At 34.2% G+C, this 21,847-nt stretch carries 20 protein-coding genes and 1 tRNA gene; 16 read left to right on the top strand and 5 right to left on the bottom strand.

The genetic code is table 11. From position 1 onward, the window contains the following. Window positions 1-2: 2 nt before the first annotated feature. Entirely contained in the window at window positions 3-1,232 is a 1,230-nt protein-coding gene (locus AC1RPG_RS06955; RefSeq protein WP_481761869.1) for a NupC/NupG family nucleoside CNT transporter, read from the top strand. 41 nt (window positions 1,233-1,273) lie between these two features. Here AC1RPG_RS06955 and AC1RPG_RS06950 read toward each other — a convergent pair whose 3' ends face one another. Next, entirely contained in the window at window positions 1,274-2,020 is a 747-nt protein-coding gene (locus AC1RPG_RS06950) for a WecB/TagA/CpsF family glycosyltransferase (RefSeq protein WP_481761870.1), read from the bottom strand. Between the two features lie 160 nt (window positions 2,021-2,180). Between AC1RPG_RS06950 and AC1RPG_RS06945 the strand changes: the two genes are divergently transcribed. The 12 genes from AC1RPG_RS06945 to accA all read left to right on the top strand — a co-directional run bounded on the left by AC1RPG_RS06945 (window position 2,181) and on the right by accA (window position 15,109). Continuing rightward, complete coding sequence (locus tag AC1RPG_RS06945; RefSeq protein ID WP_481761871.1) at window positions 2,181-3,644, top strand: nicotinate phosphoribosyltransferase; 1,464 nt, start codon at window positions 2,181-2,183, stop codon at window positions 3,642-3,644. Window positions 3,645-3,656: 12 nt separating this feature from the next. Then, window positions 3,657-4,484 carry an ammonia-dependent NAD(+) synthetase gene (gene nadE / locus AC1RPG_RS06940; protein ID WP_481761872.1) on the top strand — a complete coding sequence of 276 codons (828 nt, stop codon included), beginning with the start codon at window positions 3,657-3,659 and terminating at the stop codon, window positions 4,482-4,484. A 202-nt stretch (window positions 4,485-4,686) separates the two neighbouring features. Beyond that, a complete protein-coding gene (locus AC1RPG_RS06935; protein WP_481761873.1) occupies window positions 4,687-7,341 on the top strand; it encodes a cation-translocating P-type ATPase in 2,655 nt (884 codons plus the stop codon). A gap of 15 nt (window positions 7,342-7,356) precedes the next feature. Beyond that, window positions 7,357-7,797: a hypothetical protein gene (locus AC1RPG_RS06930; RefSeq protein ID WP_481761874.1), complete on the top strand. Its 441-nt coding sequence runs from the start codon at window positions 7,357-7,359 to the stop codon at window positions 7,795-7,797. Window positions 7,798-7,894: 97 nt separating this feature from the next. Continuing rightward, complete coding sequence (locus AC1RPG_RS06925) at window positions 7,895-10,069, top strand: Tex family protein (RefSeq protein ID WP_481761875.1); 2,175 nt, start codon at window positions 7,895-7,897, stop codon at window positions 10,067-10,069. A 1-nt stretch (window position 10,070) separates the two neighbouring features. After that, complete coding sequence (locus AC1RPG_RS06920; RefSeq protein ID WP_481761876.1) at window positions 10,071-10,523, top strand: SprT family protein; 453 nt, start codon at window positions 10,071-10,073, stop codon at window positions 10,521-10,523. A gap of 59 nt (window positions 10,524-10,582) precedes the next feature. Next, window positions 10,583-10,667, top strand: a tRNA-Leu gene (locus tag AC1RPG_RS06915). A 179-nt stretch (window positions 10,668-10,846) separates the two neighbouring features. Then, window positions 10,847-11,833 carry a beta-ketoacyl-ACP synthase III gene (locus AC1RPG_RS06910; protein ID WP_481761877.1) on the top strand — a complete coding sequence of 329 codons (987 nt, stop codon included), beginning with the start codon at window positions 10,847-10,849 and terminating at the stop codon, window positions 11,831-11,833. 15 nt (window positions 11,834-11,848) lie between these two features. Continuing rightward, complete coding sequence (locus tag AC1RPG_RS06905; RefSeq protein ID WP_481761878.1) at window positions 11,849-12,235, top strand: acetyl-CoA carboxylase biotin carboxyl carrier protein; 387 nt, start codon at window positions 11,849-11,851, stop codon at window positions 12,233-12,235. Between the two features lie 9 nt (window positions 12,236-12,244). Then, complete coding sequence (locus tag AC1RPG_RS06900) at window positions 12,245-13,534, top strand: acetyl-CoA carboxylase biotin carboxylase subunit (protein WP_481761879.1); 1,290 nt, start codon at window positions 12,245-12,247, stop codon at window positions 13,532-13,534. A 14-nt stretch (window positions 13,535-13,548) separates the two neighbouring features. Then, window positions 13,549-14,331 carry an acetyl-CoA carboxylase carboxyltransferase subunit beta gene (locus AC1RPG_RS06895; RefSeq protein ID WP_481761880.1) on the top strand — a complete coding sequence of 261 codons (783 nt, stop codon included), beginning with the start codon at window positions 13,549-13,551 and terminating at the stop codon, window positions 14,329-14,331. Window positions 14,332-14,344: 13 nt separating this feature from the next. Further along, window positions 14,345-15,109: a carboxyltransferase subunit alpha gene (gene accA / locus AC1RPG_RS06890; protein ID WP_481761881.1), complete on the top strand. Its 765-nt coding sequence runs from the start codon at window positions 14,345-14,347 to the stop codon at window positions 15,107-15,109. Window positions 15,110-15,162: 53 nt separating this feature from the next. On the opposite strand, the gene AC1RPG_RS06885 is transcribed toward accA, so the two are convergent. Continuing rightward, window positions 15,163-16,197 carry an LCP family glycopolymer transferase gene (locus AC1RPG_RS06885; RefSeq protein ID WP_481761882.1) on the bottom strand — a complete coding sequence of 345 codons (1,035 nt, stop codon included), beginning with the start codon at window positions 16,195-16,197 and terminating at the stop codon, window positions 15,163-15,165. Between the two features lie 428 nt (window positions 16,198-16,625). Here AC1RPG_RS06885 and AC1RPG_RS06880 point away from each other — a divergent pair, with 428 nt between their 5' ends. Next, complete coding sequence (locus AC1RPG_RS06880) at window positions 16,626-17,882, top strand: C40 family peptidase (RefSeq protein WP_481761883.1); 1,257 nt, start codon at window positions 16,626-16,628, stop codon at window positions 17,880-17,882. A gap of 86 nt (window positions 17,883-17,968) precedes the next feature. Next, complete coding sequence (locus tag AC1RPG_RS06875) at window positions 17,969-18,652, top strand: 2,3-bisphosphoglycerate-dependent phosphoglycerate mutase (protein ID WP_481761884.1); 684 nt, start codon at window positions 17,969-17,971, stop codon at window positions 18,650-18,652. A 31-nt stretch (window positions 18,653-18,683) separates the two neighbouring features. On the opposite strand, the gene AC1RPG_RS06870 is transcribed toward AC1RPG_RS06875, so the two are convergent. The 3 genes from AC1RPG_RS06870 to AC1RPG_RS06860 all read right to left on the bottom strand — a co-directional run bounded on the left by AC1RPG_RS06870 (window position 18,684) and on the right by AC1RPG_RS06860 (window position 21,184). Beyond that, the gene (locus tag AC1RPG_RS06870) at window positions 18,684-20,018 is read right to left on the bottom strand and encodes a C1 family peptidase (RefSeq protein ID WP_481761885.1); all 1,335 of its coding nucleotides are present in this window, start codon (window positions 20,016-20,018) and stop codon (window positions 18,684-18,686) included. 159 nt (window positions 20,019-20,177) lie between these two features. Continuing rightward, window positions 20,178-20,879, bottom strand: a complete 702-nt coding sequence (rpiA, locus tag AC1RPG_RS06865; RefSeq protein ID WP_481761886.1) for a ribose-5-phosphate isomerase RpiA — start codon at window positions 20,877-20,879, stop codon at window positions 20,178-20,180. Between the two features lie 20 nt (window positions 20,880-20,899). Beyond that, complete coding sequence (locus AC1RPG_RS06860; protein ID WP_481761887.1) at window positions 20,900-21,184, bottom strand: GNAT family N-acetyltransferase; 285 nt, start codon at window positions 21,182-21,184, stop codon at window positions 20,900-20,902. 112 nt (window positions 21,185-21,296) lie between these two features. Here AC1RPG_RS06860 and AC1RPG_RS06855 point away from each other — a divergent pair, with 112 nt between their 5' ends. Next, window positions 21,297-21,833, top strand: coding sequence for a dCTP deaminase/dUTPase family protein (locus AC1RPG_RS06855; RefSeq protein WP_481761888.1), 537 nt, complete (start codon window positions 21,297-21,299; stop codon window positions 21,831-21,833). Window positions 21,834-21,847: the final 14 nt, after the last annotated feature.

Genomic DNA, 21,847 nt, shown 5'->3' with positions numbered 1-21,847 from the left:
ATATGTATTTATTAGTTAATATTTTCGGTGTTGCCATTTTTATTTTAGTTGCATTTGCGTTTTCCAAGAAAAAGAGAGAAGTCAATTGGAAATCAATCGCAATTATGGTCGTTATTAATTTATTTTTAGCTTGGTTCTTAACAAAATTCTCATTAGGACGTGATCTTGTAGAAGGCGCGGCTAATGGGTTTAATTGGCTAATGCAGGCCGCATATCAAGGTATTCAATTTATGGTACCCGCTATGCCTAAAGTAACTGATATGGGATTTTTCATGAGTGTTCTATTACCAGTTATTATGATTGTGCCATTGTTTGATATTTTAACGTACATTGGCGTTCTTCCATTTATTATTAAGTGGATTGGCCGTGGGTTATCAAAAATTACAGGCCAACCAAAATTTGAATCATTTTTCTCAGTAGAAATGATGTTTTTGGGAAATACTGAAGCATTAGCTGTTTCAAGCCTTCAGTTGAAACTAATGAAATCAGAACGGAACTTAACTTTGGCAATGATGTCAATGAGCTGTGTGACGGCTTCAATCATTGGTGCTTATACAACAATGATGCCAGGTCAATATATCTTAACAGCTGTTCCAATTAATATTATTAATGCTATTATTATAACAAGTATTTTAAATCCAGTTGAAGTAACAGAAGAAGAAGATACTATTGCTGAAATGACAGGTAGTAACTCAAATGATTTAGAAACTTCTGAATCAGATAATAAAAGAGAACCCTTTTTCGCTTTCTTGGGTGATTCAATTTTGGGTGCTGGTAAGTTAGTCTTGATTATTGCAGCAAATGTTATTGCTTTCGTTGCTTTAGCAGCCTTGATTGATAATATTCTTGGATTAGTTAATCCAAATTTATCACTTGAAAATATTTTAGGTATTATTATGTTCCCATTTGCTTGGTTAATGGGATTCAATCCTTCAGATGCTTTCGAATTAGCACGTTACATGGGTACAAAATTAGTAACAAATGAATTTGTTGTTATGGGACAAGTATCAAGTACGATTAACTCATTTGCACCTCATTACAAAGCTGTTTTAACTGTTTTTGTTACATCGTTTGCAAACTTTTCAACAATTGGAATGATTATTGGTTGTTTCAAAGGAATTGTGGATAAAGAAAAAAATGATGTTATCGCAAGAAACGTTGGTTACATGCTATTATCTGGTATTCTAGTTTCATTATTATCAGCGGGTATGGTTGGCGTTTTCGTTTGGTAATATAACAATATGTAAAAAAGAACTAAGAAATTTTTAATTTCTTAGTTCTTTTTTTTATGTCCTCTAAATTTTTCTTTGTATATTAGTAATAAGTAACGTGGAATAGCTAGCATTCGAATAAAACGAGTCGGTTCTTGGAATAAACGATAAAGCCACTCAATATGATGATTTTGCCAAAATTGTGGCGCACGATTCACAGTACCCGCTAGAACGTCGAAACTACCACCAACACCCATCCAGATACTATCAGACACTTGGCGATTACGCTGAATAAATTCCTCCTGATTTGGAAAACCTGTTGCAACAAAAACAAAATCAGGCTGAGATATTTTAATGTTACTTACAATATCCTGATCATTTTTGAAATAACCATTATGAAATCCGACTAAATTAATGTTTGGATAATCAGACTTAATCGTTTTGGCAACTTTTTGGATGACCGTTTCGGCTGCACCAACTAGGTATATTGATTTTTGATGACTATTAGCCCATTTAAGCAGGCTCATTAAAGTATCATAGCCAGTGATTCGTTCGGGCATTGGAGTCCCTAAAATTGCTGCGCCTTTGATAATACCAATACCATCTGGTGTAACGTAGTCAGCTTGGTTAAGAATCTTTTTATAATCTGGGTGTTGTCGTGCAAATAGAACAATTTCTGGGTTGGCTGTCACGATAAATCGATTTAGATGAGCTATCGAATCAGTCGCTATCTGAGTTAAAAAAGCGTCATTAGTTGTATTAATAAATTCGATATCTAATATTTTTGTTTTTTTAAATTTATTTGGCATAATATGTCCTCACTTTTTAAACTTTGTCTCATTATAACAGAAGATAAATTTAAAATAAGTATTGAATATGACGGATTACGGAAAAAATGGTAAAATGTAGATTATAATTTGTGTGCTGGAAAAAATTCTAGTAGTGCATTCATTTTAAAGGAGAAACATCATGGTAAAAAATTACCCAGATGATAGCTATACGTTACATACGGACGTTTATCAGATTAATATGATCCAAACTTACTGGGAAAAAAATATTCATAATCAAAATGCTGTATTTGAAGTTTTCTTCAGAAATTTACCATTTTCTAATGGCTATGCGATTTTTGCAGGCTTAGAACGAGCTATTAATTATATTCAAAATTTAAAATTTTCAGAGACAGACATTGCGTATTTAAGAGAAGTGGCAGGATATCCAGATGATTTTCTTGCCTATTTAAAAGATTTTCATTTTCGTGGCACAATCAGGTCAGCTGTTGAAGGGGAAGTTGTTTTTAACGGCGAACCCATTGTCCAAATAGAAGGTCCTTTAGCAGACTGTCAATTAGTAGAAACGGCATTACTTAACATCATTAATTATCAAACATTGATTGCAACAAAATCAGCTCGTATCAAAGCTGTAGCCGGAGATGATGGTGTGTTAGAATTTGGTACAAGACGAGCACAAGAATTTGATGCAGCTATTTGGGGAACACGTGCAGCTTATATTGGTGGATTTGATGCAACTAGTAATGTCCGAGCAGGTAAAATATTTGGTATTCCTATCAGTGGAACGCATGCGCATTCATTAGTTCAAGCATACAGAGATGACTATGATGCTTTTATGGCTTACGGAACAACGCATCGTGATTGTGTCTTTTTAGTTGATACATACGATACGTTAAAAAGTGGTGTGCCAAGTGCAATTAAAGTTGCTAAAGAGTTAGGTGATAAGATTAATTTTGCCGGCGTACGAATTGATAGTGGGGATATGGCTTACATTTCGAAACGCGTTCGTGAACAATTAGATGAAGCTGGATTTACAGAAGCTAAAATTTATGCCTCAAATGACTTAGATGAAAAAACAATTACTAATTTAAAAATGCAAGGAGCTAAAATTGACGTCTGGGGCGTTGGAACTAAACTAATAACTGCCTATGATCAACCCGCCTTAGGTGCAGTTTATAAATTAGTAGCCATTGAAGGTGGCGATGGTAAAATGGTTGATACAATTAAACTCAGTAATAATGCAGAAAAAGTATCAACACCAGGTAAGAAACAAGTATGGCGTATTACTAATAAAGTTGATGGTAAAACTGAAGGAGATTACATTGCACTATCGGATGAGGAACCTCAGAAACAAGACTCACTTTATATGTTCCATCAGCAGTATACCTATATTAATAAGTTGGTAACTAACTATAATGCACGACCAATTTTACAAGATATATTTGTTGAAGGTGAACTGGTTTATAATCAGCCAGAATTGGATGCTATTAGAGAGTATTCAAGAATTCAGTTAGATGGGTTATGGGAAGAATATAAACGTGAATTAAATCCACAAGATTACCCTGTCGATTTATCACAAAAAGCTTATGATAATAAGATGGCTATCATCCAAAAAATTAGAAATAATATGAATAATATTAAATAAGGGGTGTTAATCTTGACTGACTTACAAAAGAAAATTATTGAAACTTTGAAAGTGAAATCAAGTGTAAATATTGCAGAAGAAATTCGTATGAGTATTGATTTTATGAAAGCTTATTTATTGAAACATCCATTTTTAAAATCTTTAGTTTTAGGAATTTCTGGTGGACAAGATTCAACACTTGCTGGGTATTTAGCACAACAGGCTATTCGTGAGTTACGTGAAGAAACCGGTGATAGCAATTATCAATTTATTGCAGTTCGACTACCATACGGCAATCAATCCGATGAATCTGATGCATTAGATGCTATAAAATTTATGCAGGCAGATCAAGTGGTTCGTGTAGACATTAAAGGTGCTACCGATGAAATGGTAATAAGCTTAATGGCAAACAATCTTGAAATTTCTGATTTTAATAAAGGTAATATCAAAGCTCGTCAGCGCATGATTGCTCAATATGGGATTGCCGGGGCAAAGTCAGGTGCGGTTGTGGGAACTGACCATGCTGCAGAAGCAATTACTGGATTTTATACTAAATATGGTGACGGAGGTGCTGATATTACACCACTTTGGCGTTTGAATAAGCGCCAAGGTAGAGAGATGTTAGCTTCGTTAAATGCGCCGGAACATCTGTATTTAAAAGTACCAACAGCCGATTTGGAAGAAGACCGTCCAGCGCTACCTGATGAAGTTGCCTTAGGAGTTACTTACGATAATATTGATGATTATCTTGAAGGAAAGGTAGTTTCAAAAGAAATTAGTGATAAAATTGAAAATTGGTATTTAAAGACAGAACACAAACGACATCTGCCAATTACTGTTTATGATTCTTTTTGGAAGTAAATAGTTGCGTAAGCTGTTTCATTTCAGTTATAATTAAAGAAATCATAGGGGAGTAACTGGCGGTTATCCGCGGCAATGTCACCAACAAGAAAGTTCTTTTTCTGGTATTGCCTTAAATAGTGAGACTTATGTATGTTTAAAGTTCTGCAACATACATAGGTCTTTTTTTGTATTTTGTGAAACTATTATAAGGAGGATTACTATGACAAAAAGGATTTACGCACAATCAGTTGACGAAGTTTTAGCAGGCCAAAAGACAGATTTGGCAGGGTTAACAACCCAAGAGGTTAAAGAAAGAACAGACAAGTATGGATTGAATCAGTTGTCAGAAGGTAAACGTAAAACAATATTACAAAAATTCTTTGATCAGTTTAAAGATTTCATGATAATCGTTTTAATTGTGGCTGCGTTAATTGCGGCATCATCAGGTGAAGTTGTGGACGCAATTATCATCATGTTAGTTGTTGTTTTAAACGCTGTATTCGGTGTTTTTCAAGAATCTAAGGCTGAAGAGGCAATTAATGCGTTAAAAGAAATGTCGACACCTAACGCAAATGTAAAACGAAATGGGCAAATTGAAACTGTAAAAAGTGAAAATTTAGTACCTGGAGATATTGTTTTACTTGAAGCAGGGGATGTTATTCCAGCAGATTTACGTTTAACACAGATTGCTTCTCTTAAAATTGAAGAATCTGCTTTAACTGGTGAATCAGTACCTGTTGATAAAAGTTTAAATTTATTAAATGATGAAGATGCTGGTATTGGCGATCGCCATAATATGGCGTTTATGAATAGTAATGTAACTTATGGGCGTGGTGAAGGAATCGTTGTTGGAACAGGGATGAACACTGAAGTTGGACGTATTGCAGGAATGCTCAATTCTGCCGATGAAATGAAAACACCACTACAAGATAATCTTAACCAATTAGGTAAAACATTAACTATTTTAATATTAATTATTGCTGTTATTGTTTTCTTCGTTGGTCTACAAAATGGAGATAATAGTGTCATTGATATGTTGTTAATTGCGATTTCATTAGCTGTAGCTGCAATTCCAGAAGGATTACCAGCTATTGTTACAATTATTTTAGCACTTGGAACACAAAAGATGGCAAAAAGAAATGCGATTGTTAGAAAATTACCAGCAGTTGAAACACTTGGTAGTACTGACATTATTGCATCAGATAAGACGGGTACATTAACGTTAAATCAAATGACTGTTGAAAAAATATTTATAAATAATGAGTTATTAGATGCCGATAAGGTGGAAACAAATTTAGAAAGTCCACTATACCAGGTGATGTCTTTCAGTAATGACACAAAACAAACATCTGAGGGCAATTTAATTGGTGACCCAACAGAGACGGCTCTAATTCAATATCATTTAGATCATGGATTAGATGTGGATGCATTATTAAGCAGTGAACCTCGAGTTGCTGAAGTTCCATTTGATTCAGAACGTAAATTGATGTCAACAATTCAAAAAAATGAGGATAAATCTTTTTTTGTTGCTGTTAAGGGTGCTCCCGATCAACTATTAAAACGGGTAACACGTTATATTGAAAATGGCGAAATTAAACCGATAACTGATGCACAGCTAGATTATATTATGACTAATAATCATGATATGGCAACGCAAGCATTACGCGTGTTAGCATTCGCGTATCGTGAAATGCCTGCAATTCCAGCGGTATTAGATTCAGAAACTGTGGAAAATGATTTGATTTTTGCTGGATTAGTTGGAATGATTGATCCAGAGCGACCAGAAGCTGCTGCTGCAGTTAGCGAAGCTAAGAAAGCCGGGATCCGTCCTTTGATGATTACAGGCGATCATCGCGATACTGCCGAAGCTATTGCAGTTCGATTAGGAATTGTTGAAGCTGGACAACATGAAGCAATTATTTCTGGTTCTGAATTAGATGATTTATCAGACTCAGAATTTGAAAATAAGGTTGAACAATATTCTGTATATGCAAGGGTATCGCCTGAACATAAAGTGCGAATTGTTAAAGCATGGCAGAAAAAGAATCAAGTGGTTGCTATGACTGGTGATGGTGTGAACGATGCGCCAGCTTTGAAATCGGCTGATATTGGAATTGGGATGGGTATTACAGGAACTGAAGTATCTAAAGGTGCTTCAGATATGGTTCTCGCTGATGATAATTTTGCGACAATTGTTTTTGCTGTTAAGGAAGGACGAAAAGTCTTTTCTAATATTCAAAAATCAATTCAATATTTACTTTCTGCAAACTTAGGTGAAGTATTAACCTTGTTTGTTATGACAATGATGGGTTGGAGTATTTTGGCACCAGTCCATATTTTGTGGATTAACTTGGTAACAGATACATTTCCCGCAATTGCACTTGGTGTAGAACCTGCTGAAAAAGGATTGATGGATCAAAAACCACGTGGACGTAAATCAAACTTCTTCTCTGGTGGTGTGATGCCAAGTATTATTTATCAAGGTATCTTAGAAGGGGCTATAACATTATTTGTTTATTGGTTGGCTTTAACGTATCCTGTTCATATGGGTGATAAATTAATTCATGCAGATGCTTTAACAATGGCTTTTGCAACATTAGGATTAATTCAGTTATTCCATGCATTCAATGTTAAATCAATCCATGGGTCAATCTTCAACCGTAATATCTTTAAAAATGTGACGTTTAATTGGTCAATTTTGGCATCATTTGCGTTGCTCGCAGCAACTATTTTAATCCCCGGATTAAATAAAATGTTCCATGTTAGCCATTTAGATATGTATCAATGGGGTATTGTTTTAGCGGGATCATTCTCAATTATTGTGATTGTTGAAATTGTGAAGCTTGGCCAACGATTATTCAGAAAAAATAAATAAAAGGAAGTTTATATCTTGAAAAAAAGAGTTAATGTAAATTATTATATCAATGCGTTAAATGATGTTGCGCAAGCAACTGAAGAAATGGGTAATTCTTTAAATGATCATTACGAAGTAATGGAAAAAGCCATTACTGCAGGTGACTTTTCTATTGTTTCAGATGATGAATTCACAACTACTAAAGAAAAATTTGTTGAAGGTACAGCAAGTTACCAAGAAAATTTAAGCAAATTAGATGATTTACAAGTACCCATTCCTGTTTTGGGAAAACATAAAAAATTAATTAGTGGTTATCGTACTTTTGTTGAAGGTTGCGATGAGATGACAAGTAGTATTAATGTTGAGAAACATCTTGTCGAGGTTGATGCATTTAAAGCTTCAGAAGAAAAACAAGATAAAGGAATGACGCAAACAACTGATATGATGCAACGTATCATGCAACAAATTTTAGGTTAAATTTAATTAAAGAGATTGATATTAGGAATGGTTGTACTGACGCCTATTATTAGTCTCTTTTTTATGAACAAAAAATATTCGAATTGAGGTCGTTATCATGGAAAAAAACATTATGCCGTTAGTATTAAAAGAGCTAAATCAGTATCGAGAAAAACAAATTAACGCAGTTTTAGGGATGCTTGATGAAGGAAATACTGTTCCATTTATTGCACGATATCGAAAAGAAAGAACAGATAGTTTAGACGAAGTTCAAATTCGTGAAATTGAGACAACTTATAAACATGTTGAGAGTTTAGAAAAACGTAAAGCAGAAGTTATCCACATAATTGAAGAACAAGGTAATTTAACAGAAGCTTTAAAAAATAAAATTAGTTTAGCAAAAAAATTGCAACAGATTGAAGATTATTATTTACCTTTTAAACAAAAACGTCGTACTAAGGCCACTATTGCCAAAGAGGCTGGATTAGAACCATTTGCCAAATGGTTGTTGACATTCCCCCAAACAGCAGCTGAAATTAATCAGAAAGCAAGCACATTTATTAATGTTGATGCTGAAATTTTAACTGAAGAAGACGTTTTTGCTGGGGTACATGAAATTTTAGCTGAAGCATTTGGTGAAAGTGCCGAATATCGTGAGTGGATTCGTAAAGTAACTCAAAAAGATAGTTTGTTTGAAGCAAAAGTTAAAGCTGAAGAAAAAGACGAAAAAGGTATTTATCGTGATTACTATGAGTTTAGTGAATCTTTAAAATCAGTCGTTCCGCATCGTGTACTGGCAATTAATCGTGGTGAAAAAGAGGGAATCTTAAAAGCTTCCGTTGTTGTACCAGAACAAGCAATTATGACATTTATGCATTTTAGAATTATTGGGAAAAATAGTGGTGACGCTGTACCAATCATTGAAAATGCGTATCAAGATAGTTATAAACGCTTTATTAAACCATCAATTGAGCGTGAAATTCGTAAAGGTATGACAGAGGTTGCTGAAGAACAAGCTATTAATGTGTTTGGGGATAACTTATACCATTTACTTATGCAAGCACCATTAAAAGGGAAAGTTGTTTTAGGTTTTGATCCAGCCTATCGAACAGGCTGTAAGTTAGCCATCGTGGATGGTACAGGTAAATTCTTAGACAAATTGGTAATTTATCCACATAAACCTGCAAATGGTGAAAAACGTGCCGCAGCTGCTGGACAATTTAAACAGTTCCTTGAAAAATACCAAGTTGAAATGATTGCAATTGGAAATGGAACAGCAAGTCGAGAATCTGAACAATTTGTTTCAGATATTTTAAAAGAAATCGAACGGCCAATTTTTTATGTCATTGTAAATGAGGCTGGGGCATCGGTTTATTCAGCTAGTCAAGCAGCTCGTGATGAATTCCCAGAACTTCACGTTGAAGAACGCTCTGCTATTAGTATCGGCCGTAGATTGCAAGATCCTTTGGCTGAATTAATTAAGATTGATCCTAAATCTGTTGGAGTCGGTCAGTATCAACATGATGTTGCTGAAAAAAAATTGGATGCACAGTTAGATGTCGTGATTGAAGATGCTGTGAATAAAGTTGGGGTTAATTTAAATACAGCTAGTTCAGAGCTATTAACAAAAATTTCTGGATTAAATTTAACAATTGCTAAAAATGTTGTTACTTATCGTGACGAAAATGGTAAATTTACGAAGCGTCAACAACTTAAGAAAGTACCACGCTTAGGACCAAAAGCTTATGAACAAGCAATTGGATTTTTACGTATTGTTTCTGGGGATAACATTTTAGATAATACTGATATTCATCCTGAAAGTTATCCACTAACAAAGATTTTGTTGAAAGAATTGGGGATAAAAATAACTAATTTGGGTAAAACTGAGACAAATGACCAATTAGCACAGACAAATGCTGAAAATTTGGCACAAGTTGTGGGTAGTGGTGTGGAAACAGTAGCAGATATTCTAGCTAGTTTACAAAAACCAGGCCGTGATTTACGTGACGATATGCCGGCACCGTTACTACGACACGATGTGTTAACAATTGAGGACTTAGAACCCGGCATGTCATTACAAGGAACCGTTCGGAACGTAATTGATTTTGGTGCGTTTGTAGATATTGGTGTTAAACAAGATGGACTTGTCCACATTTCACAATTAACAGATAAGTTCGTTAAGAAACCAAGTGAAGTGGTTGCGGTTGGGGACATAGTTACAGTGTGGGTAATGGAAGTTGATTTGAAACGTAATCGCGTTCAGTTAACAATGAAACGACCAACGGATAAATAAGATGACTGATTTTGAATTAACAGCTTTAGTTCAAAACTTATCCACAACTTTTTTTAAGCAGCCATTTATCCACAAAGCAACATTTAATAAAAGACTACGAACGACGGGTGGACGGTATCGATTAAATGACCATAATATTGAAATTAATCCTAAAATGCTGACGGAACATGGTGAGGATATTTTAATAGGTGTTATCAAGCATGAATTATGTCATTATCATCTGCATATTGCTAAAAAGGGTTATCAACATCGTGATCATGATTTCAAACAGCTACTGACAATTGTAGGTGGTAGCCGGTTTGCCCCTCTTGGTCCAAAACAGGCTAAAAAGAAAAGAGTTATTCACTATCAATGCTCTAATTGTGGACAACAGTATCAACGACAAAGAAAAATTAACCTGTCACGCTACGTTTGCTCGAAGTGTCGAAGTAAGTTAATTTTAATGGAATACTAATTTATTTTAAATGGGACTTGTAACAAGGAACAATTTTTGCTACAATTATGATTGTTCTTGCGAGTATGGCGGAATTGGCAGACGCGTCAGACTAAGGATCTGGTGGGATAATATCCCGTGATGGTTCGAATCCATTTACTCGCATAATAGTTTTACTTAAAAGCACTCGACCTTGTTACTATGGGGTTTAGTGCTTTTTTTAATGAAAGATTGCCATACTGGCGTATTATGAAATTAAAGAATTATTAAGCGTTAATTATTTTGGTGTCTTAATTTTGCGATTATTGATAAAATAGAATGAATTAAACTTAACGACTGGGAGAATGGGTAAATTGAATAATTATGTCAAAATAAAAAATATGGCACATTTTGTGCCGGAACGAATTGTGACAAATAATGAATTAGCTAAATTTATGCCAACCTCGGATGAATGGATAGTGGCGCATACTGGGATTAAAACACGACACTATGCAATTGATGAAAATACATCAGATTTGAGTACAAAAGTAGCAAATGAACTTTTACTTAAATCTGGGTATGAAGCCACAGATATTGATTTAATTATTATTTCCACAATTTCGCCAGACGCCTTAACACCATCGACAGCTGCGATTGTTCAAGGAAATATTGGCGCAATGAACGCCTTTGCTTTCGATATTAGCGCTGCTTGTGCGGGATTTATATTTGCTATGAGTACCGCAGAAAAGTTTTTACGTACAGGGCAATACAAACGGGCAATTGTGATTAGTGCAGAAGTTAACTCAAAAATGATGGATTTTAAGGATCGAACAAGCGCTGTATTTTTTGGAGACGGTGCAGGTGGTGCTCTTCTTGAAGCCTCAAATAATTCAGCGGATGAAAGCTTTATTGCTGAAAAAATAGAAACAAATGGGCAAAAAAAGGATGTTATTCATAGTGGACGTATTGAACCATTAAGTGATGTTAATGAAGATAATTATCCAACAATAGATGCATTTTTCCAAGAGGGACGAGATGTGTTTGAATTTGCTACAACAGTTGTGCCTAATCAGATGAAACAATTACTTAAAGATAATAAGTTAAAAACAAGTGATATTGATTTGGTTGTTTGCCATCAAGCAAATTTAAGAATTATTGAAACAATTGCTGATGAGTTAGGGATGCCAATTGAAAAATTTGCAACAAGTGTTATTCATCACGGAAATACATCTTCAGCCGGGATTCCAATGGCCCTAAATGAAGCAATTCAACAAGGGTTTACGGGTGGTACAGTTTTATTAACTGGATTTGGAGCTGGCTTAGCATATGGAAGTTTACTAATAAAAATTTAAGGTGTGTGCAAATTAATGAAATTTAATGAAATTAATCAATTATTAGATAAAATTGCGACAATGCCATTTTCTCATGTTGAAATTGAAGATGGTGACTTTAAAGTAGTTGTAGATCAAGAAAAAACAGCCGAAAAAATAAAAGTAGCAACAAATATACAAGAAGATGATAGTGACACCATTTTTATCGTTAAAAGCCCACTTGTTGGGTTAGTTCATTTTGATAAAATGGGAACAATTGGGACTAAAATTATTAAAAAGCAGGTTATTGCTCAAATTGAAAGTATGAAATTATACAATGATATCCAATCGCCAGTGACAGGTATCGTACTTGAACAACTAGTAGATGATGGTGAATTAGTCGAATTTGATCAAGAGTTACTTAAAATTAGAATAGATGGATAGGTGAGTCATTTGTTTCGAAAAATTTTAATAGCGAATCGTGGAGAAGTGGCTGAACGAATTATTCGCGCTTGCCAAAAATTAAATATACAAACGGTCGCTATTTATTCAACAGTGGATGCACAAAGTCGATTTGTTGAACTTGCTGATGAAAAAATTTGCATTGGGCCAGCCTTAGCAAAAGATTCTTATTTAAATCGAGAGAGTATATTGATGGCAGCATTAAGTTTAAATGTTGATGCAATTCATCCAGGATACGGGTTTCTATCAGAAGATGCGCATTTTGCACAAATGTGTATGGAATGTGGTATTACTTTTATTGGTCCGGAAGCGGAATTAATCCAGCAACTAGCAGATAAAGATAAATCTCGTTTGTTAGCAATTGAGAAAGGGGTACCCGTTATTCCTGGATCTGATTTAATTACTTCTAACGAAGAATTGATTGAGCAAGCAAATAAAATTGGATTCCCACTATTAATTAAAGCTTCACATGGCGGAGGCGGCAAGGGTATCAGAGCAGTTGAAAGGAAATCTGATTTGTTATCTGGCGCTGAGATTGTTCAGCAAGAAGCAAAGGCTTCTTTTGCTGAGGGAAGTTTTTATCTTGAAAAAAAATTGATAAACGCGCGGCATATAGAAGTGCAAATTATCGGTGATGGGCACCATGTTCAAGTGTTAGGAAATCGGGATTGTAGCTTGCAAAATCACCGACAAAAAGTGATTGAAGAAAGCCCATCAGTTGTCTTAACTAGTGAGCAACAAAGCCAACTCTACTATTTTACGCGTCAGTTAATCAAAAATTTACATTACGTTGGATTAGGAACTGTAGAATTTTTATTTGCGAATAATCAATTTTATTTTTTAGAAATGAATACACGATTGCAAGTCGAACATGGTGTTACTGAAGAAACTGTTAAAATGGATGTTGTTCAACAACAGTTGTTAGTTGCTGAAGGTAAAGAAGTATTGAATAATGATGTAGAAATGAATGGACATGCAATCGAATGTCGATTATCCTTAATTCCAAGTGTGAAAACTAAAATTACATGTTTTGATTTTCCTAAAGATATTCGAATTGAAACGGGTTATGGTGTCGGTGACACCATCTCTGCTTTCTATGACGGACTATTAGCAAAAATTATTTGTCATGCTGAAACGAGAGAATTAGCTATTTTAAAAATGCAAAAATCACTTGAATCAATTTATATTTCAGGAATTGAAACTAATTTAACGCAATTAAAAATAATTATAAAATCACAAGAATTTATTGAAAATACCATTTCAATTGATAGCAAAATTTAAAGGCGGTGGCGGTAATGAGTCATTATCCAAAGACAAATCAATGGCAAAAGTGCCGAAATTGTGGGACGCATTTACATGAAAGTGAATGGGCACCTTATTTTATTTGTCCTAAATGCCAAACTTATAAACGCTTGACTGCTATGGAGAGAATTGCTATTTTAACAGATGAAAACGGTTTTGAGGTAATAAATGTAGCAAATAAAACAGAAAATAAAGCACAATTTCCAGGTTACTCAGAAAAACTGGAACGTGCTAAGCGTTCAACGACATCTGATGAAGCCGTTATTGTCGGTGAAGGTAGCATTGATCAACAACCATTGATTTTAGCAGTAATGGATAGTTTTTTTATGATGGGATCATTGAATACGACGGCAGGGACTAGAATTAAGTTAGGGATGCAAGTCGCATTAGATAAACGACTGCCATTTGTAATCGTTACTGCTTCTGGTGGTGCAAGAATGCAAGAGGGAATTTATTCGTTATTACAAATGAATTCGATTCTTTACATGAAACAAAAACTAGATAATGCAGGGTTATTAGTCATGTCCCTATTGACGGATCCAACAATGGGTGGTGTCAGTGCTAGCTTTGCACTAAATAACGATATTGTATTAGCTGAAAAACAAGCTAAAATTGGCTTTGCTGGTGAAAGAGTGATTAAACAGACGACAAATGAAAAGCTACCTGCTAATTTTCAAACAGCAGAAGGTTTATATGAAAATGGATTTGTTGATCAGGTTATTGATCGGAAAAACATAAAACAGATTCTTAGTCAGCTACTACTATTACACGTGTGAGGGGATATTAAAAATGGACTCAGATTTTTTAAAAAAAGTTCGATCGAATGATAGATTAAGTGCTAAATTTATTATTTCTAGTCTATTTGATGTGTTTTTCGAAAATCATGGTGATCGAGTTGGCGAAGAGGATGCTTCCATTATTGGTGGGATTGGACTTTTTCATAAGTGCCCAGTGACAGTTATTGGCATTAATCGGGGCGTAAATTTAGAAGAACGTTTAGCCTATAATTTTGGTGCCGTGAAGCCAAGTGGGTATCGAAAAGCAATGCGATTACTAAATGAAGCTGAAAAATTTAAGCGACCTGTTGTAACGCTAATTAATATGCCCGGCGCAGATGCCAGCGTTAAATCAGAACAAACAGGACAGAGCTATATTATTTCTGAAATGATTTTAAAAATGGGTGCATTACAAGTGCCGAATATTGCCATTTTTTTAGGTGAAGGTCAAAGCGGTGGTGCACTGGCTTTAGCAAATGCAAATGCTATTATGATGGTTGAAAATAGCTTATTTTCAGTAGCATCTCCAGAAGCCGTTAGTGCTATTTTGAAGAAAACTAATCCAAATGAGATTGAAACAAGTTTGCCAATGACGGCTACTGAGTTATTTAATATTGGATTGATTGATGTGGTATTGCCAGAAACTAATCAGGCAGCAACAATAAGTCTAATGGACAGTAGTCTAAATGAATTGCTGAAGAACCTAGCGACTAAATCATCTAATGAACTTATTGAACAAAGAGAAATGAAATACCAAAAGTTTTTAGAAAATTGGTAAAAAAGAAACGGACCTCAAATTTTAATTGAGGTCCGTTTCTTTTTTATATCTATTTATTTAGAGAGTTGCTGTTCTAAACTAGTAAAGGCTTGTGTTGATTTGTTTAAACCTAATTGAGAACGAATAGCATTTGAGACGCGTTTCTTTTCAGTCGATGTTGGAACTTCATATGAAAGACCATCAACATCTGTACTTACTCCTTGCAAGAAATCAGAGTGAATTGATTCTGTAGCGGCGCTGTAGTTTGTTTCTACTGTGAGCATATCATTAAAACTAAGATCAGTTACCATGTTTCCGTCAATTGTTTTTAATAATTTTTTGTAGTTTGCGAGTGAATTTACAGATTTAGCTTTTCCGGTAATTGCTGTAATAATCTGTTTTTGACGTTTTTGACGGCCATAATCACCTAGTGGATCTGAATGACGCATTCGCGTATAAGCTAAGGCTTGTTTGCCGTTTAAATGGATTGTCTTACCTTTTTTATAATGAGTTCCTTCAAGTTTAAATGAAAGTAATGGTTTGACATCAACACCACCAACGGTATCAACAATTTTCTTTAATCCATTCATGTTAATTAACATATAATAATCAATTGGGATATCTAATAAATTTTGAACAGTATTAACAGCAGATGTTGAACCATCTTTGCCACCATAGGTATAGGCACTGTTTATTTTTGAAGAGCTTTCATCACTTCCGTCAATTTTAACTTGAGTATCACGAGGAATACTTGTTAAGGTAGTTTTATTTGTTGTTGGATTAACTGTTGCAACGATCATTGTATCCGTGCGTCCTGTATCACTTCGACCAAGTGCGCCAGTATCAGTCCCCATTAATAGAATTGAAAAAGGTTTTTTCTCACTCAAAATACTGGAAACATTTCTTAATTTTTTTGCTTTGGTTTTCTTGTAAGTTTTTGCGACGGTATCTTCAGTATGTGTGAATACTGAATAGGCATATACACCTCCAGAAGCAATACCTAAAATCATAATTATCAATAGTGTCCACAGTATTGGATGCTTATTTTTATTGCTTTGAGAACTGCCTTTTATTGGAGATGGCATTCCCAAGTTATTATTTTTAGCCATATTTATTCATACCTTTCATTACATTAATTAAGCTGATTATACGATAAAAAAAGGGATAAAAAGCAAAAAAAATTTTTTCTTACGGTATTATTAAATAATTGAAAAAATGTAAAAGAATGAAAAGGACAACTTTGATTAATTAAGTAATGTTAAATCAGTGAAAAACGACTAATTGTATTACGCTTTTGTCATTTTAATATAGAACTCGTAAATGCCTATTTAACAACAAATAAGAGGGATAAAAACAATGGAAATGGCCTTTTGTAACATTTGTGTAATCATACTGAAATTAAAAGATGTAAATTAAATTCGAATGTAAACTAACCGTAATGGTATGTACCTAAGAACCGTGCTATTCTATTCTAGTCGAGAAAAACGAATACGCTAAAATTAAATAATAATTATGAAATCAACTAGGAGAGTGCCTTTTGAAAATTAATAGTAAAATTGCTAAAGTAATGATGATGACAGCTACACTTATTGGAATGAGCGCAGTTGCAGAACAAGCTAACGCTTCAGATAGTGTAACTGAACTAACAAGCACGATTGCTAAATTAAATAGCAAGAGCACTAAAGTTGCTGCAAAATTAGCAACAATTAATAGTGAAATTACTTCAACTCAAGCTGAAGTTAAGGATGCTAAAGATACAGCTGCAAAACTTGAATCAGATCAATACAAATTAGGTAAGAAGATCAGCAGATTAAATGTTGAAATTTCACAAAGAGATTCACAATTAGCTGATCAAACACGTGCTTTACAAGTTGATGGAAGTACAGCAAGCATGGTTGAATTTGTTTCAGATTCAAAAAGTGTTGTTGATGCCTTCAAACGTGTGGGAACAGTTACAACATTAGTTGGTGCTGGTCAAAAAGCTGCTAAACAACAAAAAGCTGATAAAGCAGAAGTTAAATCTTCTAAAGTTGAATTAGATGAAAAGGCTGCAGATCAACAAAAAACAGTTAAAGAATATACAAACAAACAAGCTGAACTAGCGGTTAAACAAGCAAACGCAAATACATTAAAAGCACAAATTGATACAAAAAAATCAGATACACAATCATCTATCGATAAAGCAAAAGCAGCAGAAAAAGCTGCTGAAAAAGCAGCAGCAGAAACTAAAGCAGCAAATGAAAAGAACGATGCAGCAGCAGCAGATGCAGCTGCATCAAAAGCAACTGAAGCTGCAAGTACAGATACTTCAAGTAATAAAGCAGTAAAAAGCTCAAATACTTCAGCTTCAAGTGAAAAAGCTGTCACAACTTCAACTACAAATAGTTCAAGTAAAAAAGCAGCAACAAGTGCTGTGAGTGCTTCAAGTCTTGATACAAGTAGTATTACTGCTCTAGCAAGATCATTAACAACAAAGAGCATCCCATATGTATGGGGCGGAAAATCATTGAGCGGTTTTGATTGTTCAGGATTTACTAGTTATGTTTATGCTCATGCTGCTGGAAAATCTATTGGTGGCTACACTGTTGCTCAAGAAGGACAAGTTAGCTATGAATCAGTTTCTCAAGCACAACCTGGAGACTTACTTTTCTGGGGATCAAAAGGATCATCATACCATGTTGCTATCTACTTAGGTGGAAGTCAATTTGCTGAAGCTCCAACTGAAGGACAAAATGTTAAAATTAGCACAATGAGTGCTTACTGGAAACCAGATTTTGCTGGTCGAGTAAAATAAATAATTAAAAGACTTAAGACAACAATGTTGTTTTAAGTCTTTTTTGTTATAATGAGTATTAATGAAGAGTGAAGAAGGTTTTAATAATGGTTGAATTAGTCATGGTAAGACATGGTGAGAGTCTAGCAAATCAAAATAATGAATACACCGGTTGGACAGATGTTCCATTAACGGCTAAGGGCATCGCTGAAGCTAGAGTTGCAGGAACAGTTATTCTTAATACAAATATTCAATTTTCACAGGTTCATACATCTGTCTTAAAACGAGCTATTAAAACGAGTAATATTATGATGGAAGAAATGAATCAACTTTGGATTCCAATACAGAAAAATTGGCGTCTTAATGAACGACATTATGGTGCCTTGCGCGGTTTAAATAAAGATGAAACCAAACGTATCTACGGTATTAAACAAGTAGCCCAATGGCGCCGTAGTTATACGACTATCCCACCTAGTTTATCTGTACCTGATAATGATAGACGGTACAAGCAACGTGTTAAAAGTAGCTTACCAACATCAGAAAGCTTAGAAATGGCATTTAAACGGATTTTACCTTACTGGCAAGATGTCATTGCCCCAGAGTTAAGACAAGGTAATAACCAGTTGATTGTCGCACATGGCAGTACACTTAGGGTATTGATAAAATATTTAGAAAATATTTCAGATGCAGATATTGATGGCGTTGAGGTTCCGAATGGTGTCCCTATTTGGTATACATTAAATGATGATTTAACAATTAAAAGCAAAAAAATTTTAACACAAAAAAAGTAACAACAATTCAATATTGTTGTTACTTTTTTAATTATGCTAATGCACCCATTGGATCCCAAGGAGCAAGGACTTTAGGTTCTTCTTTTAGAATAGCTTGTAATTTTTCTGGTAAGAATTTTTTGTTAACGACAACTTGATAACAATATTCTTCCATCCAGTCATCACTCATAACGAAGAAGCCTTTATTACCAACTTTTTCGCCCCATGAGTTTTCAACTTTCCATTTGGTTGCTTGATCATTAACCAAATCAACACCTGTTAGAACCATAGCATGAGTCATTAGACTCTCACCGTAATCAAGGCGTTCAGCTTTTGATAAAGCTAGATCAATATTGAACAATTCATCTTTATGATAAAGTTCAGTATCCATAATACCAATTTGGCGTTCAGACGATTGACCAACATCACAACCGAACCAGACGCTCTCGCCAGATTGTAATTGTTTGATGGCAACATCTCTAAAATCAGCCATGTTAATGTTTAAATGGCGAATAGGACGCCCATCAACAACATTTCCAAGACGATCAACTGTGTACATATTATTGTAAGGTTTATCATCTGTTGGACCATTAATGATTGAGACGTATTCATCTAAGTCCCAACCGATAAATTTTTCATAGAATGTTTTTGGTGTTAAATTTTTATCAATATGATATTCATTATCAGAATCACGATATTCAAAGTCAAATGTTGCAGGAGGTTCACCAAAACTGTATGCTAATAAACGATAAATTTCAGTAAGTTTAGCTTCTTTGACGACTTCAATTTCTTTTGAACTTGTTCCGGCAGCAACGAGTTCACGTAAATCAACAGCATCTTTTCTTAATTTTAAGTTTAAAGTTGAATTGATTTCGCTTGATTTAGAACTATTATATGTTTCAGGCATCACAGATTGAGGAACAACACCATATTTTTCAATAATTGCAACGATCATATCCCATTGGCCGCCATCTTGTTGTGGAGTTGTCATTAACCATGAAACGGTACGGTCACTAGTTGGTTTATCAGCTGTTTCAAGAACATTTTGATAAAAGTAATTTGCTTTTTCAAGTTTATCCCAGAAGTAAGTGAAATTTTGTGACAATTCAAAATCTTTGGCAACTTTAAAATTTGTTTTCATGTCATGACGCATTGTATTTAATGCGGCGAACATCCAACAACGACCTGATTGCTTTTGGTTAGAAACATTACCAACATCCAGATCAATTGAGAAAACAGGTTCCATTTTAGCTTGGGCTTTTAAATCGTAACTATTTGCTAAAATACCATTTTTTGTAACGGCACGTTCAATAACTTCATGGCTTTCACGTGCATGTAAATTTTTTTGGAATTTTGCGAGTTGTTCTGAACTAATTGATTGTGTCAAAAAAATCACACTCCTATATAAGATTTAAGTACTGTGGCTATTATAATATATCTCGTTAGATTAGTAAACAATGTTAAAAAGAAAAGAAAATTCTCATTTTTAAATAAAATCAATTTGCGTATTTAAAAAGAGCCAATAAAAATTAGCTCTTCTTTAGAATTATTTAATTGTAAAGGTGTCAGAACGTGCGTGTAAAACTTCAGGACCATCTTGACGTCCAACGATAACCGTATTTACACAATCTAAAAATAGACCTTGTTCTACAACACCAACTTGTTTAGCTAAATAATCTTGTATGCTAGCAGGATCGTTTATTTCACCTAAATATAAATCGATGACAAAATTTTTAGAGTCAGTTAAAACATTTTCATTATCAACAGTTCTAAATTTGGGATTAAATCCTTTAGCTTCTAATTTTTTGAATAATTGATGACTACCGTAAGGGATAACTTCAACGGGAAGAGGGAATTTACCCAACGTATGAACCATTTTACTTTCATCAACAATCCACATATTTTGATTTGAATTAATAGCAACAATTTTTTCAAATAAATGAGCAGCACCGCCACCTTTAATACCTTGGAAATGGTCATCAATTTCATCTGCACCATCAATTGTTAAATCAATGTGGTCAACTTCATCAACTGATTTAACTGGAATACCAAGTGATTTTGCTTGTTCTTCAGTTCTAATTGATGTTGAAACACCGATAATTGATAAGTTTTCATTTTTAACACGTTGACCTAATGCATCTACCATAAATTTAACGGTTGAGCCTGTACCAAGTCCAACAACCATACCGTCTTTAATAAACTCGACAGCTTTTTGTCCAACTAATTTTTTTAAATTGTCTTGATTCATGTGTGTCACTCTCCTATTTTTTATTTAGGTGTATAAATTAATTCTAAAAGTTCTGGATGTTCACTAAAATAAAACTTTGTATAAGGGCATAATGGTAAAATAGTTTGCTGATTTAGAATAACTTGTTTAATTAAGTAATCAGTTGTACTTTTTGCAAGCCCTTGATGACGCTGATTGTCAGCTACCCAAGTATGTTCAATGACCATTGTCTGATTAGCATTAATCATGGTAAAACTAATTCGACTAATTAACTCGTCATTAACGTTGTACACGCGTAAATCGGTTTCATTTAGTTGGAAATCCATTTGAACACCTTCCCTTTGAATGTAATTATACCATTAAAAAATGCCCAAAAACTAGCCATTTATGTCATAAATGAGGTAAGATAAAAAGTAAACAGATTACGGGGATAAACAAATGAAAACAAGAGGATTTGAAATTGTTACTAAATATGCAGGGAAAATTGACTTACCCGTTCGATCAACAACAACTTCGGCAGGATATGACTTAGCTGCAGCTGAAGATTTTACATTACCTTCAATCTGGAAAAGTGGATTTTTAAAGGTTTTATGGCTAATTAGGCATCGTGAATCGGTGGCTGAAGAAGAGCTCATTCAAGCAAATAAAATTTTGAAACCTTATTTAATTCCCACAGGAATTAAAGCGTATATGCTAGATAATGAATTTTTATTATTAGCAAATCGTTCAAGTAGCCCCTTAAAACGTGGACTGATTTTACCAAATGGAATTGGTGTTATTGATTCTGATTACTATAATAACGAAAAAAATGAAGGTGAAATTTTCATACAAATTGTTAATTTTAGTTTAAAAGATCAAATGGTAAAAAAAGGAGATCGGATAGGCCAAGGGATTTTTATGCCCTATTTAACTGTTGATAATGAAAAGGTGACCGCTACAAAACGTATTGGCGGATTTGGTTCATCAGGTAAATAGTTATTATAGAATGA

It is taken from the genome of Dellaglioa sp. CoH-57-MRSF-18 (assembly GCF_056781995.1).
This window is presented reverse-complemented; position numbering and strand designations above follow the sequence as displayed.